The sequence below is a fragment of the Citrobacter sp. MGH104 genome (assembly GCF_001034485.1).
GTDB lineage: Bacteria > Pseudomonadota > Gammaproteobacteria > Enterobacterales > Enterobacteriaceae > Citrobacter > Citrobacter freundii.
This window is the reverse complement of sequence record NZ_KQ089818.1, coordinates 912,351-927,198: the sequence shown is the minus strand read 5'-3', so window position 1 is coordinate 927,198 and position 14,848 is coordinate 912,351. Positions and strand designations below refer to the sequence as shown.

The window sequence follows — 14,848 nt, the reverse complement described above, 5'->3', positions numbered from 1 at the left end:
CGTCTGGCAGGCTGTGCCCCGATCTTAGCGATGAGTGCCTGGCTGCGCAAATTTCCACATTAAATGGCTGATCGGACTTGTTCGGCGTACAAGTGTACGCTATTGTGCCACTCGAAACTTTAAAATAGTGCGACTTACAGAGGTATTGAATGAAACGTGCAGTGATTACTGGCTTGGGCATCGTTTCCAGCATCGGTAATAACCAGCAGGAAGTCCTGGCATCTCTGCGTGAAGGACGTTCAGGGATCACTTTCTCTCAGGAGCTGAAGGACTCCGGCATGCGTAGCCACGTTTGGGGCAACGTAAAACTGGATACCACTGGCCTCATTGACCGCAAAGTAGTGCGCTTTATGAGCGACGCATCCATCTATGCATTCCTTTCTATGGAACAGGCAGTGGCTGATGCCGGCCTTGCAGCAGAAGATTACCAGAATAACCCGCGCGTTGGCCTGATTGCAGGTTCCGGCGGCGGCTCCCCGCGTTTTCAGGTGTTCGGTGCTGACGCAATGCGTAGCCCGCGTGGCCTGAAAGCGGTTGGCCCGTATGTAGTCACCAAAGCGATGGCGTCCGGCGTTTCTGCCTGCCTCGCAACGCCGTTCAAAATCCACGGCGTAAACTACTCTATCAGCTCTGCCTGTGCGACATCTGCACACTGTATCGGCAACGCAGTAGAACAAATTCAGCTGGGCAAACAAGACATCGTTTTCGCTGGCGGCGGCGAAGAGCTGTGCTGGGAAATGGCGTGTGAATTCGACGCCATGGGCGCGCTGTCTACCAAATATAACGACGATCCATCCAAAGCTTCCCGTACCTATGACGCACACCGTGACGGTTTCGTTATTGCTGGCGGCGGCGGTATGGTCGTGGTCGAAGAGCTGGAACACGCGCTGGCACGTGGCGCGCACATCTATGCGGAAATCGTCGGTTACGGCGCAACGTCCGATGGCGCAGACATGGTTGCTCCGTCTGGCGAAGGCGCAGTACGTTGCATGCAGATGGCGATGCACGGCGTAGACACGCCGATCGACTACCTGAACTCCCACGGTACCTCTACTCCGGTAGGCGACGTGAAAGAGCTGGGTGCGATTCGTGAAGTGTTTGGCGACAACAGCCCGGCAATCTCCGCAACCAAAGCCATGACCGGTCACTCACTGGGTGCGGCTGGCGTTCAGGAAGCTATCTACTCTCTGCTGATGCTGGAACACGGTTTTATCGCGCCAAGCATCAACATTGAAGAGCTGGACGAGCAGGCGGCAGGTCTGAACATCGTGACCAAACCGACCGAGCAGGCGCTGACGACTGTTATGTCTAACAGCTTCGGTTTTGGCGGCACCAACGCCACGCTGGTTATGCGTAAGCTGAAAGCGTAAGACTGAAAGATTATGCAAGAGGGGAGCCTGATGGCTCCCTTTTTTATATCGTTGACAACCGCTCTGGTTTACAGGCAGACTCCAGCTTCAACATTATCCTCTTGATAATGCGTAAGCGTTTAACGTTATCCAACGCACCTTAATCCTGATAGTCAGGTAGAGGGGGCGTGGGCATTCCTCGCCTTACTCTGCATTTTGGAGTAACGCATGACAACTGTAACCCAACAAGAAAAAACACCTTCGGCGAACTTTTCGCTGTTTCGCATCGCTTTTGCGGTTTTCCTGACCTATATGACGGTCGGTTTACCTTTGCCCGTCATTCCTCTGTTTGTGCACCAGGAACTGGGCTATGGCAATACCATGGTCGGCATCGCCGTCGGCGTACAGTTTCTGGCGACGGTATTAACACGCGGCTACGCCGGGCGGTTAGCCGATCAATATGGTGCCAAACGCTCGGCGCTGCAGGGGATGTTTGCCTGTGGGCTGGCGGGTGCGGCGTGGCTGTTAGCCGCGCTATTGCCCGTTTCTGTTCCCGTAAAATTTGCGTTGCTAATCGTCGGTCGTTTGATCCTCGGTTTTGGCGAAAGCCAACTGCTCACCGGAACGCTGACCTGGGGGCTGGGGCTGGTCGGCCCAACACGCTCCGGTAAGGTGATGTCATGGAACGGAATGGCGATTTACGGCGCGCTGGCCGCCGGTGCACCGTTGGGACTTCTGATCCACAGCCACTTTGGCTTCGCGGCGCTGGCGGGAACCACGATGGTATTACCGCTGCTGGCATGGGTATTCAACGGCACCGTGCGTAAAGTGCCTGCACATGCAGGAGAACGCCCTTCGTTATGGAGCGTGGTAGGGCTTATCTGGAAACCGGGCCTGGGCCTGGCGCTGCAGGGCGTTGGCTTTGCGGTGATCGGTACATTTATTTCACTCTATTTTGTCAGCAACGGCTGGACGATGGCGGGGTTCACCCTGACCGCGTTTGGCGGGGCGTTTGTGCTGATGCGCATTCTGTTTGGCTGGATGCCGGACCGGTTCGGCGGCGTGAAGGTTGCCGTTGTCTCTTTGCTGGTGGAAACCGCAGGACTGATTCTGCTGTGGCAGGCCCCAACAGCCTGGGTTGCACTGCTTGGAGCGGCATTAACCGGGGCCGGGTGTTCGCTTATCTTCCCGGCCTTGGGCGTCGAGGTGGTGAAGCGAGTACCCGCGCAGGTTCGCGGTACGGCGCTTGGCGGTTACGCCGCATTTCAGGATATCTCCTACGGCATAAGCGGGCCGGTCGCCGGGGTGCTGGCCACCGCGTACGGTTATCCCTCAGTGTTCCTTGCCGGGGCGATATCCGCCGTGGTAGGGATTATTGTAACGTTGCTTACGCTGCGTAAAGGTTAAGCGACCAGCCAGAAAATGGCTAACGCAATCATCAATGCAACAAACAACAGTCCCGGTCGTGCCGACAGAGATTTAACCGTTTCAATCATCGGCGCGAACGGGCTGTAAATGGGCTGCAGATGACGCGGATCGCTGAGCTCGCGTTCTCGTTCCACGCGACGCAGGAAAATTTGATTGAGCAAGTCCTGCACCTGCACCGTGGTCAGAATCGATTGTGGTTGGATCTGATACGTCTGCTGCGCGTACTCTTTTATTGCTGTCAGCTCATTCGGCTCTAATGGCAGCTTCAGCGCAGCCTGGAGCGTTTGTAGCGTCGGGGCGCTTTGCAGGCTGAGCGTCTGGCGCGCCTGCAGCCAGGTGACCAGGTGCGTAAACTGTTTGGCAGGGATCAGCTCACCGCTTTTTACGCCAGACAACTCCAGCATCGACTGCCAGATCATCTTCCCGGATTCTCCCGTGGCCGCCGCCAGTTTGGTAACTAACTGGTTCAGCGTATTGTGCTCTGCGGGGAGCAACGGGCGATCGGTTGCCGGGCGCTGCTGCGGCTGTGGTATCGACAGCTGCCCTTGTTGCAGCAGCGTGAGCACGTTTTTCAACTGCTCAGGCGTGAGCTGGCTGAGCGCCGTTTGCCCATACTGCTGACGGATAAAATCACTCACCGCCTGGCGATTATTTCCCTGGCTCAGTAATTCAGTGAGCTGCGAAAGCACCTGACGATTAACATGATTTTGCTGAGCAACTCCCAGCCGTTGGTTAAGGTTTTGCTCAGCGGCTGGAAAGTGACGTGACTGCAGCGGAGTATCACTTTTGACGCCCAGATCGTGCTTCATTCCGGCCCACACCTCAGCACTTTGCTGCTGGGTGAGTGAAATCAAACGGGTAATTAGTCGTTCCAACACAGTACGTTGTTGCGTGGATAACGGTTGTTCACCCGCAGCGGAAGGGGCATTTTGGCCTTCGCCGGGAGGGCGTGCGGGCGTACCTGAAATGGGCTGCATCATCTCTGTTCCTTAAATCTGTGCTGACCAGGTCTCGCAGTATGCCTGGCGGCGAGATTATGGCACACTTGCCCGGTTAACTCTCGTTCTCAAACAGGTGCGAAAGACGTGAAAATCCTCGTTGATGAAAATATGCCCTATGCCCGCGAACTGTTCAGTCGTTTGGGGGAGGTCAAAGCGGTTCCCGGTCGTCCGATTCCCGTTGCTGAACTGGATGATGCGGATGCTTTAATGGTGCGCTCGGTGACGAAAGTAAATGAATCACTGCTTGGAGGAAAACCGGTTAAATTTGTCGGTACGGCAACCGCTGGCACAGACCATGTGGATGACGCCTGGCTTGCGCAGGCTGGGATCGGTTTTTCCGCCGCGCCCGGTTGTAACGCGATAGCGGTCGTAGAATATGTTTTTTCAGCGTTGCTGATGCTGGCGGAGCGTGACGGGTTTGCGTTACGCGATCGCACCGTAGGCATTGTGGGTGTGGGCAACGTGGGTGGGCGTTTGCAGGCGCGTCTGGAAGCGCTGGGGATCCGCACGCTGCTGTGCGATCCACCGCGAGCCGATCGCGGTGACGAGGGTGATTTCCGCTCGCTGGACGAACTGGTAGAGCAAGCCGATGTGCTGACTTTCCATACGCCACTGTTTAAAGACGGACCCTACAAAACGCTGCACATGGCGGATGATGCGCTGATTAGCCGACTGAAGCCGGGCACTATTCTGATCAATGCCTGCCGTGGGCCGGTCATCGACAATACAGCATTGCTGAACCGGTTGAATGCCGGTCAGTCGCTGAGCGTTGTGCTGGATGTCTGGGAAGGAGAGCCGGATCTCAATGTGGCGTTGCTGGAGAAAGCCGATATCGGCACGGCGCACATTGCCGGGTATACCCTCGAAGGAAAAGCGCGTGGCACCACGCAGGTCTTTGAGGCCTATAGTAAGTTTATTGGTCACGAGCAGCACGTTGCGCTCAGTACCCTGTTACCCGCGCCGGAATTTGGTCGTATCACCCTGCATGGCCCGTTAGATCAGCCAACGCTGAAAAGGCTGGTGCATTTAGTGTATGATGTGCGCCGCGATGATGCGCCTCTGCGTAAAGTCGCTGGAATTCCGGGTGAGTTTGATAAACTGCGTAAAAATTACCTTGAGCGTCGTGAATGGTCGTCTTTATATGTGATGTGTGACGATGCAACGGCTGCTGCCTTATTATGTAAGCTGGGTTTTAACGCTGTTCATCATCCGGCACATTAATGTCTTCTTAATGCTCCCTGTCGAATAATGCGACAGGGACGCTTACGTATTTCTTGGAGTAAATCACCATGTCTGAAGGCTGGAATATTGCCATTCTGGGCGCAACGGGCGCCGTAGGCGAAGCCCTGCTCGATACGCTGGCTGAACGCCAGTTCCCGGTCGGTGAAATTTATGCGCTGGCGCGTAATGAAAGCGCCGGTGAGCATCTGCGTTTTAACGGTAAATCGGTCATAGTGCAGGACGTTGCAGAATTTGACTGGACGCAGGCACAGTTGGCATTTTTTGTTGCGGGCACTGAAGCCACCGCCGCATGGGTAGAAGAAGCAACAAATGCGGGTTGCCTGGTGATTGACAGCAGCGGTCTGTTCGCGCTTGAGCCAGACGTTCCGCTGGTTGTTCCGGACGTTAACCCGTTCGTGCTGGCGGATTACCGTAACCGCAATGTGATTGCGGTACCAAACAGCCTGACAAGCCAGTTGCTGTCAGCGCTGAAACCATTGATTGATGACGGCGGGCTGTCACGGATTACGGTGACCAATATTATTTCGGCTTCCGCTCACGGCAAAAAAGCCGTAGACGCACTGGCCGGACAAAGCGCGAAATTGCTTAACGGCATCCCGATTGACGAAGATGATTTCTTTGGTCGTCAGCTGGCGTTCAATATGCTGCCGCTGCTGCCCGATCGCGAAGGCAGCGTGCGTGAAGAGCGTCGTATTGTTGATGAAGTGCGCAAAATTATGCAGGATGACGGCCTGCTGATCTCCGCCAGCATCGTGCAGTCCCCGGTGTTTTATGGCCATGCGCAGATGGTGAATTTTGAAGCCCTGCGCCCGTTGGCGGCGGAAGAAGCACGTGATGCGTTTTCACGCGGCGAAGATGTGGTGTTGTCGGAAGAGACCGACTTCCCTACCCAGGTTGGCGACGCGTCAGGTAGTCCGCACCTTTCTATTGGCTGCGTGCATAACGATTACGGTATGCCGGAGCAAGTTCAGTTCTGGTCTGTGGCAGACAACGTACGCTTTGGCGGCGCGTTAATGGCGGTGAAAATTGCGGAAAAACTGGTGCAGGAGTACCTGTACTAATGTCTGACCAGCAACAGCCGTCAACCCATAAAATTGCGCTGGGCATTGAGTATGACGGCAGCAAATATTATGGCTGGCAGCGCCAGAACGAAGTGCGTAGCGTTCAGGAAAAACTGGAAAAAGCGCTTTCTCAGGTGGCGAACGAACGCATTAATGTTTTTTGTGCAGGTCGCACGGATGCGGGCGTTCATGGCACTGGGCAGGTCGTGCATTTTGAAACCACTGCCCAGCGTAAAGATGCGGCCTGGACACTGGGGGTAAATGCGAATTTACCTGGTGACATCGCCGTGCGCTGGGTGAAAGCTGTACCTGATGATTTTCATGCCAGATTTAGCGCTACGGCTCGCCGTTATCGCTACATCATCTACAATCATCGGTTGCGCCCTGCGGTTTTGGGTAAAGGGGTAACCCATTATTATGAACCGCTGGACGCTGAGCGTATGCATCGTGCAGCCCAGTGTCTGATTGGCGAAAATGATTTTACCTCGTTTCGTGCGGTACAGTGCCAGTCGCGCACACCGTGGCGTAACGTGATGCACATTAACGTTGAACGTTTCGGTGCATATGTGGTGGTGGATATTAAAGCGAATGCCTTTGTACATCATATGGTCAGGAATATTGTCGGCAGCCTGATGGAAGTTGGCGCCAACAACCAGCCGGAGAGCTGGATAGCAGAACTGTTAGCGGCAAAGGACAGAACGCTGGCAGCGGCAACGGCGAAAGCGGAAGGACTGTATCTGGTTGCAGTAGATTACCCGGATCGGTTCGACCTGCCAAAACCGCCTATGGGCCCGCTATTTCTGGCGGACTAATTTGAGTCGTATAAAGGCATAACTATGGACCTGATTTACTTTCTTATTGATTTTATCCTGCACATTGATGTGCACCTGGCGGAGCTGGTCGCGGAATACGGTATCTGGGTATACGCGATTCTGTTTCTGATCCTGTTCTGCGAAACCGGGCTGGTGGTGACGCCGTTCCTGCCGGGAGACTCGCTGCTGTTTGTTGCTGGTGCGCTTTCTGCGCTGCCGACCAATGATCTCAATGTTCATCTGATGGTGGCGCTGATGATTGTGGCGGCGATTGTGGGCGATGCAGTGAACTACACGATTGGCCGATTGTTCGGGGAAAAACTTTTCAGTAACCCGAACTCCAAAATTTTCCGTCGCAGCTACCTGGATAAAACCCATGCGTTCTACGAGCGTCATGGCGGTAAGACGATTATCCTGGCGCGTTTCGTGCCTATCGTGCGCACATTTGCGCCGTTTGTTGCCGGTATGGGACATATGTCCTACCGTCACTTTGCGATGTATAACGTCGTAGGTGCATTGCTGTGGGTATTGTTGTTCACCTACGCAGGCTACCTGTTCGGCGATCTGCCGATTGTCCAGGAGAACCTGAAATTACTGATTGTGGCGATTATCGTCCTTTCCGTATTGCCGGGGGTGATTGAAGTAATTCGCCATAAACGTGCTGCGTCACGGGCTGCAAAATAGAAAGTAACTCAGCGGTTCGACCACTTTTTTATCCAAAGTTTCGGGCTGTTATGTTTTAATGTGCAACATTCATGGTCTGTTAGGGGCAAAAATGGCATTATGCGCCCCTTATAACAAAGCTGACTAGGGTTCAGGCAGAAAGGTCACCAATGAGCTGGATTGAACGAATTAAAAGCAACATTACTCCCACCCGCAAGGCAAGCATTCCTGAAGGGGTGTGGACCAAGTGTGATAGCTGCGGTCAGGTTTTATACCGTGCTGAGCTGGAACGTAATCTTGAGGTCTGTCCGAAGTGTGACCATCATATGCGCATGTCGGCGCGCAATCGCCTGCATAGCCTGTTAGATGAAGGTTCTCTTGTGGAACTGGGTAGCGAGCTTGAGCCGAAAGACGTGCTGAAGTTTCGTGACTCCAAAAAATACAAAGACAGACTGGCTTCTGCGCAGAAAGAAACCGGCGAGAAAGATGCGCTGGTGGTGATGAAAGGCACGCTGCATGGTATGCCGGTCGTTGCTGCGGCATTCGAGTTCGCGTTTATGGGCGGCTCCATGGGCTCTGTGGTCGGTGCGCGTTTTGTCCGTGCCGTTGAGCAGGCGCTGGAAGACAACTGTCCGCTGATCTGCTTCTCCGCTTCTGGCGGGGCGCGTATGCAGGAAGCGCTGATGTCTCTGATGCAGATGGCAAAAACCTCTGCTGCGCTGGCGAAAATGCAGGAACGCGGTTTACCGTATATTTCTGTACTGACCGACCCAACAATGGGTGGTGTTTCCGCAAGCTTCGCGATGCTGGGCGATCTCAATATTGCAGAACCGAAAGCACTGATCGGCTTCGCGGGTCCGCGTGTTATCGAGCAAACCGTACGTGAGAAACTGCCGCCGGGATTCCAGCGCAGCGAGTTCCTGATTGAAAAAGGCGCTATCGATATGATCGTCCGCCGTCCGGAAATGCGCCTGAAACTGGCAAGCATCCTGGCGAAGCTGATGAATCTTCCTGCGCCGAATCCGGATGAGCCGCGTGAAGGCGAGGTGGTATCTCCGGTACCCGATCAGGAATCAGAAGCCTGATAACTTACTCTATGGATTTCGAGTTGCAGGAAGACGGCAAGAGAGTGAACCCTGATGAGCTTGCACGGGCAAGTGATTCGGGTGAGCGAGAGCAGCCAACACACCTGCAGCTTGAAAGACGACGAGTAAAAAAGGGCAGGGCCAACTGGCGCTGCCTTTTGCTTTAATCTACGTAATAAAATTACAGGCATCATGGACAATAAACGTATTCCTCAAGCCGCGTCGCCCCTGGCGTCGTGGCTTTCTTATCTGGAAAACCTGCACAGTAAAACCATCGATCTTGGCCTTGAGCGCGTAAGCCAGGTAGCGCGCAAACTGGGTGTATTGAAACCCGCGCCATTTGTGTTTACGGTGGCAGGAACCAACGGAAAAGGCACGACCTGTCGTACGCTGGAATCTGTGCTGACTGCGGCAGGCTATAAAGTTGGGGTGTACAGTTCGCCTCATCTGGTGCGTTACACGGAACGCGTACGCGTGCAGGGGGGGGAACTGCCGGAATCAGCCCATACCGCCTCGTTTGCTGAGATTGAAGACGCTCGTGGTGATATTTCCCTGACTTACTTTGAATACGGTACGTTATCGGCACTCTGGCTGTTTAAACAGGCCCAACTGGATGTTGTTATTCTGGAAGTGGGATTAGGCGGCCGCCTTGACGCCACCAATATCGTCGATGCCGATGTCGCTGTAGTCACCAGTATTGCGCTTGACCATACTGACTGGCTGGGCCCGGATCGCGAAAGTATTGGTCGTGAGAAGGCGGGCATTTTCCGTGCAGAGAAACCGGCTATCGTCGGCGAACCTGAAATGCCTTACACCATCGCGGATGTCGCGCAAGAGTGCGGGGCGATTTTGCAACGCTGCGGCGTGGACTGGCGCTATGCGGTCACTGAGAACGACTGGTCGTTTACGGATGCTCATGGAACGTTGGCGCATTTGCCGTTGCCGCAGGTGCCACAACCTAATGCTGCTACCGCACTGGCCGCGCTGCGCGCAAGCGGGCTGAACGTTAGCGAGCAGGCGATTCGTGACGGCATCGAACGCGCGATTTTACCGGGGCGCTTCCAGATTGTGAGCGAGTCGCCGCGAGTGATTTTCGATGTTGCTCATAACCCGCATGCGGCAGAGTATCTGACCGGACGTCTGAAAAAGTTAGTGAAAAGCGGGCGTGTACTTGCGGTTATCGGTATGCTACATGATAAAGATATTGCCGGTACGTTAGCCTGGTTAAAAAGCGTGGTTGACGTCTGGTACTGTGCGCCCCTGGAAGGGCCGCGTGGCGCAACGGCAGAACAACTGCTGGAGCACCTGGGCAAAGGCAACGCTTATGACAGCGTGGCGCAGGCATGGTCTGCAGCACTTGCTGAGGCGAAGCCAGAAGATACCGTGTTGGTGTGTGGATCCTTTCACACTGTCGCACATGTCATGGAAGTAATAGACGTGGGGAGAAGCGGTGGCGAGTAAGTTTCAGAATCGATTAGTCGGCACAATTGTGCTAGTCGCGCTCGGGGTAATTGTGCTTCCCGGGCTGCTTGACGGGCAGAAAAAGCATTATCAGGATGAATTTGCAGCGATCCCACTGGTACCTAAACCCGGTGATCGCGATGAACCAGACATGATGCCTGCAGCAACGCAGGCGCTGCCGACTCAGCCGCCGGAAGGGGCGGCAGAAGAGGTGCGTGCGGGTGATGCTGCCGCGCCATCGTTGGATCCATCGCGTTTGACGACGGCAAACAGCGCGGAATTAGATCCTGTCCCTGCGCCTGTGGAACCACCGAAACCTAAACCGAAACCGCAGCCTGTTGCCGTCGCTCCGACGCCGGCACCGACTCCTGCGCCGAAACCGGCCGCTGAAGAAGCGCCAGCCCCAACCGGCAAAGCGTACGTTGTACAGCTTGGTGCGCTGAAAAATGCGGATAAGGTCAATGAGATCGTGGGTAAACTTCGTGGCGCGGGCTTCCGGGTATATACTTCCCCGTCGACGCCGGTGCAGGGTAAAATAACCCGCATTCTCGTCGGGCCGGACGCCTCCAAAGATAAGCTAAAGAACTCGCTGGGCGAGCTGCAAAAGATCTCTGGTCTGAGTGGCGTCGTGATGGGGTACACCCCTAATTAAGGGATTGCGCTGTTTACGGCGCAGCCCTGATTCAGGCCGGATACGGTGTTTTTACCGCTATCCGGTAGTGCCCGAAGAGGCATAAAACGGTATGGCGTTGAAGATTTTTTCAGCGCCATTTTTATTTACGCGTGGAAAGGAAATCCCTACGCAAACGTTTTCTTTTTCTGTTAGAATGCGCCCCGAACAGGACGACAGGGCGTAAAATCGTGGGACACATATGGTCTGGATTGATTACGCCATTATCGCGGTGATTGGTTTTTCCTGTCTGGTTAGCCTGATCCGTGGCTTTGTTCGTGAAGCATTATCGTTGGTGACTTGGGGTTGTGCTTTCTTTGTCGCCAGCCATTACTACACTTACCTGTCTGTCTGGTTTACGGGCTTTGAAGACGAACTGGTTCGAAATGGGATTGCTATCGCGATACTGTTCATCGCGACACTTATCGTCGGCGCTATCGTTAACTTTGTGATAGGCCAACTGGTAGAGAAAACAGGACTGTCGGGTACCGACAGGGTGTTGGGGATCTGCTTCGGTGCTTTGCGTGGAGCGTTGATCGTTGCCGCCATACTGTTCTTTCTCGATACCTTTACCGGTCTGTCGAAAAGTGAAGACTGGGGTAAGTCGCAGCTGATTCCGCAGTTCAGTTTCATCATCAGATGGTTCTTTGACTATCTGCAAAGCTCGTCAAGTTTCTTGCCCAAAGTATAAACTTTGGGTCGTTGCTGAACGAGGAAAAGACGTATGTGCGGTATTGTCGGTATCGCCGGTGTTATGCCGGTAAACCAGTCGATTTATGACGCGTTAACGGTGCTCCAGCATCGTGGTCAGGATGCTGCGGGCATCATCACCATTGATGCCAACAACTGCTTCCGCTTGCGTAAAGCAAACGGAATGGTGAGCGATATTTTTGAAGCGCGCCATATGCAGCGTTTGCAGGGCAATATGGGCATCGGTCATGTGCGTTACCCAACGGCTGGCAGCTCCAGCGCCTCCGAAGCTCAACCTTTTTACGTCAACTCACCGTATGGCATCACTCTTGCTCATAATGGCAACCTGACCAACGCGCATGAGTTGCGTAAAAAGCTGTTTGAAGAAAAGCGCCGCCACATCAATACCACTTCAGATTCTGAAATTCTGCTGAATATTTTCGCCAGCGAGTTGGATAACTTCCGCCATTACCCGCTGGAGGCCGACAATATTTTTGCTGCCATTGCGGCAACCAACCGCCAGATTCGCGGCGCCTATGCCTGCGTGGCGATGATTATCGGTCACGGTATGGTTGCCTTCCGCGACCCTAACGGTATCCGTCCTCTGGTAATGGGCAAACGCGATATTGGCGATGGCCGTACCGAGTACATGGTGGCGTCTGAGAGCGTAGCGCTGGACACGTTGGGCTTTGAATTCCTGCGCGACGTAGCCCCTGGCGAAGCGGTGTATATCACCGAAAAAGGCCAGCTGTTTACCCGTCAGTGTGCTGATAACCCGGTGAGCAATCCGTGTCTGTTTGAATACGTTTACTTCGCTCGTCCTGACTCCTTTATCGACAAGATTTCCGTCTACAGCGCCCGTGTGAATATGGGGACTAAGCTTGGCGAAAAAATTGCCCGTGAGTGGGAAGATCTGGACATCGACGTAGTCATCCCAATCCCGGAAACCTCCTGCGATATCGCGCTGGAAATTGCCCGTATTCTCGGTAAGCCGTACCGTCAGGGGTTTGTGAAAAACCGCTATGTGGGACGCACCTTTATCATGCCGGGCCAGCAGCTGCGCCGTAAATCAGTACGCCGTAAGCTGAACGCTAACCGTGCGGAATTCCGTGATAAAAACGTGCTGCTGGTGGATGATTCCATCGTGCGCGGCACCACTTCAGAACAAATTATCGAGATGGCGCGTGAAGCCGGAGCGAAGAAGGTGTATCTGGCCTCTGCCGCCCCGGAAATTCGCTTCCCGAACGTTTATGGCATCGATATGCCTACCGCGACGGAGCTGATTGCGCATGGTCGTGAAGTGGACGAGATTCGCCAGATAATCGGCGCAGATGGTCTAATCTTCCAGGACCTGAACGATCTGATTGAAGCTGTCCGTGCTGAGAATCCGGATATTCAGCAGTTTGAATGTTCAGTGTTTAACGGTGTGTACGTCACCAAAGACGTCGACCAGCAATATCTCGATTTCCTCGACTCCCTGCGTAATGATGATGCTAAAGCGGTATTGCGTCAGAACGAAGCGGAAAACCTTGAAATGCACAACGAAGGTTAATGTTTGCTCGCAAGCAAGGGCGCAACCTGCACCCTTGCTTGCAACTCACCGTAATTTCCTGCAAAGTCGGCCCTGAGCAAGTAAGGGCTATTACACATGAAACGACTCATCATTGGTATTTCTGGCGCAAGCGGGGCAATTTACGGCGTGCGCCTGCTGCAGGTTTTGCGTGACGTTACCGATGTGGAAACCCATCTGGTGATGAGTGCCGCTGCCCGGCAGACGCTGGCACTGGAAACGGACCTCTCTGTGCGCGACGTGCAGGCGCTGGCAAATGTGAATCATGATACGCGCGATATCGCCGCCAGTATCTCCTCCGGCTCTTTTCAGACCGCCGGCATGGTTATCCTGCCGTGTTCAATCAAAACCCTTTCCGGCATTGTCCACAGTTACACCGATGGGTTGCTTACCCGTGCGGCAGATGTGGTGTTGAAAGAACGTCGTCCGCTGGTGCTGTGTGTACGCGAAACGCCGCTGCATCTGGGGCATCTGCGCCTCATGACCCAGGCGGCAGAAATTGGCGCAGTGATTATGCCACCAGTCCCGGCGTTCTATCATCGTCCACAAACGCTCGATGATGTGATTAATCAAACGGTTAATCGCGTGCTTGACCAGTTTGATATTACCCTTCCGCAGGACCTGTTCACCCGCTGGCAAGGGGCGTAAGCCGTTCCATCAGCGTGCAAAGAAATATCCGTTGCCCTGTTTCAGGGCAATTTTGTAACCGCGATCATATCCTCAACATTTAATTCGTTAAAACTCAACGAAACGCTGCGGTTCAACCGTCAGACCTGCTATCTTCAAAATCAGGACATTATTGCAACGTTTTATTAACATATTTAACGTCGAATATCCTCATCGACGCGAAAATGGCATAAGACCTGCATGAAAAAGTCTGCAAACACACAACACAACGTAAAACATAATAAAATTACGCCACTTGAGGGTTATGTATGAAGAAGACGGTTCTTGCTTTGTCTTTGCTGGTAGGACTCTCCGCCACCGCGGCCAGCTACGCAGCACTTCCGCAGACGGTTCGTATTGGTACAGATACAACGTACGCACCTTTTTCCTCTAAAGATGCCAAAGGCGACTTTGTCGGCTTTGATATCGATCTGGGAAATGAGATGTGTAAGCGCATGCAGATCAAATGTACCTGGGTTGCCAGCGACTTTGATGCGCTGATCCCGTCGCTGAAAGCGAAAAAAATTGATGCCATTATCTCCTCGCTTTCTATCACCGAGAAGCGTCAGCAAGAGATTGCATTCTCAGACAAACTTTACGCAGCAGACTCACGGCTGATCGCCGCGAAAGGTTCCCCAATTAAACCGACTCTGGACTCCCTCAAAGGTAAACACGTTGGCGTGCTGCAAGGCTCTACTCAGGAAGCCTATGCCAATGACAACTGGCGTAGCAAAGGCGTGGATGTGGTGGCCTATGCGAACCAGGATCTTATCTATTCTGACCTGACGGCGGGTCGTCTCGACGCAGCGCTGCAGGATGAAGTCGCGGCCAGCGAAGGCTTCCTGAAGCAACCTGCCGGTAAGGACTACGACTTTGCAGGTCCTTCGGTGAAAGATAAAAAATACTTTGGCGACGGAACCGGGATTGGTTTGCGCAAAGATGACACCGAGCTGAAAGCCGCTTTTGATAAAGCGCTGGGTGAGCTGCGCAAAGACGGCACCTACGACAAAATGGCGAGCAAATATTTTAATTTTAATGTCTACGGCGATTAATACAGCGGCGTGGGGAATTGACTGCACCATTGCGGGTAACCATTACGGTGCATAATACATTCAGTGCACTGTTTTGGTGCTTTTATCACTGACTTAAT

14 protein-coding genes are annotated in these 14,848 nt (G+C 53.8%); 13 read left to right on the top strand and 1 reads right to left on the bottom strand.

Annotation, left to right across the window (positions count from 1 at the left end; all coding sequences use genetic code 11):
- Positions 1-149 precede the first annotated feature (149 nt).
- Together fabB and SK34_RS04365 are read left to right on the top strand one after the other, a co-directional pair.
- Positions 150-1,370, top strand: a complete 1,221-nt coding sequence (fabB, locus tag SK34_RS04370) for a beta-ketoacyl-ACP synthase I (protein WP_046670107.1) — start codon at positions 150-152, stop codon at positions 1,368-1,370.
- Between the two features lie 207 nt (positions 1,371-1,577).
- Complete coding sequence (locus SK34_RS04365) at positions 1,578-2,756, top strand: MFS transporter (RefSeq protein WP_003845065.1); 1,179 nt, start codon at positions 1,578-1,580, stop codon at positions 2,754-2,756.
- Here SK34_RS04365 and flk read toward each other — a convergent pair.
- A complete protein-coding gene (gene flk, locus SK34_RS04360) occupies positions 2,753-3,754 on the bottom strand; it encodes a flagella biosynthesis regulator Flk (RefSeq protein ID WP_003845068.1) in 1,002 nt (333 codons plus the stop codon). The two genes, SK34_RS04365 and flk, sit on opposite strands and share 4 nt — an antisense overlap.
- 108 nt (positions 3,755-3,862) lie before the next feature.
- Between flk and pdxB the strand changes: the two genes are divergently transcribed.
- From pdxB to argT, 11 genes are all read left to right on the top strand, one after another.
- Positions 3,863-4,999, top strand: a complete 1,137-nt coding sequence (gene pdxB, locus SK34_RS04355) for a 4-phosphoerythronate dehydrogenase PdxB (RefSeq protein ID WP_048232451.1) — start codon at positions 3,863-3,865, stop codon at positions 4,997-4,999.
- A 68-nt stretch (positions 5,000-5,067) separates the two neighbouring features.
- The gene (locus SK34_RS04350) at positions 5,068-6,081 is read left to right on the top strand and encodes an aspartate-semialdehyde dehydrogenase (protein WP_048232449.1); all 1,014 of its coding nucleotides are present in this window, start codon (positions 5,068-5,070) and stop codon (positions 6,079-6,081) included.
- Positions 6,081-6,893: a tRNA pseudouridine(38-40) synthase TruA gene (truA, locus tag SK34_RS04345; RefSeq protein ID WP_003028142.1), complete on the top strand. Its 813-nt coding sequence runs from the start codon at positions 6,081-6,083 to the stop codon at positions 6,891-6,893. Before SK34_RS04350 ends, truA begins: the two co-directional genes overlap by 1 nt.
- Before the next feature lie 24 nt (positions 6,894-6,917).
- Complete coding sequence (locus SK34_RS04340) at positions 6,918-7,577, top strand: DedA family protein (RefSeq protein WP_003028140.1); 660 nt, start codon at positions 6,918-6,920, stop codon at positions 7,575-7,577.
- Between the two features lie 149 nt (positions 7,578-7,726).
- Positions 7,727-8,641 carry an acetyl-CoA carboxylase, carboxyltransferase subunit beta gene (accD, locus tag SK34_RS04335; RefSeq protein WP_003839317.1) on the top strand — a complete coding sequence of 305 codons (915 nt, stop codon included), beginning with the start codon at positions 7,727-7,729 and terminating at the stop codon, positions 8,639-8,641.
- Positions 8,642-8,833: 192 nt separating this feature from the next.
- Positions 8,834-10,102, top strand: coding sequence for a bifunctional tetrahydrofolate synthase/dihydrofolate synthase (gene folC / locus SK34_RS04330; protein WP_003839318.1), 1,269 nt, complete (start codon positions 8,834-8,836; stop codon positions 10,100-10,102).
- Positions 10,092-10,754 (top strand): cell division protein DedD, encoded by a 663-nt coding sequence (dedD, locus tag SK34_RS04325; RefSeq protein ID WP_048218334.1) that lies wholly within the window; start codon positions 10,092-10,094, stop codon positions 10,752-10,754. The genes folC and dedD overlap by 11 nt, the downstream gene beginning before the upstream one ends.
- Positions 10,755-10,974: 220 nt before the next feature.
- Positions 10,975-11,463, top strand: a complete 489-nt coding sequence (gene cvpA / locus SK34_RS04320; protein WP_003028129.1) for a colicin V production protein — start codon at positions 10,975-10,977, stop codon at positions 11,461-11,463.
- A gap of 33 nt (positions 11,464-11,496) precedes the next feature.
- Positions 11,497-13,014 carry an amidophosphoribosyltransferase gene (gene purF / locus SK34_RS04315; RefSeq protein ID WP_003028127.1) on the top strand — a complete coding sequence of 506 codons (1,518 nt, stop codon included), beginning with the start codon at positions 11,497-11,499 and terminating at the stop codon, positions 13,012-13,014.
- Positions 13,015-13,110: 96 nt separating this feature from the next.
- On the top strand, positions 13,111-13,680 hold the full coding sequence (locus SK34_RS04310; protein ID WP_003028125.1) for a UbiX family flavin prenyltransferase: 570 nt from the start codon (positions 13,111-13,113) through the stop codon (positions 13,678-13,680).
- Between the two features lie 287 nt (positions 13,681-13,967).
- Positions 13,968-14,750, top strand: a complete 783-nt coding sequence (argT, locus tag SK34_RS04305; protein WP_003028123.1) for a lysine/arginine/ornithine ABC transporter substrate-binding protein ArgT — start codon at positions 13,968-13,970, stop codon at positions 14,748-14,750.
- The last annotated feature ends 98 nt before the right edge of the window (positions 14,751-14,848 follow it).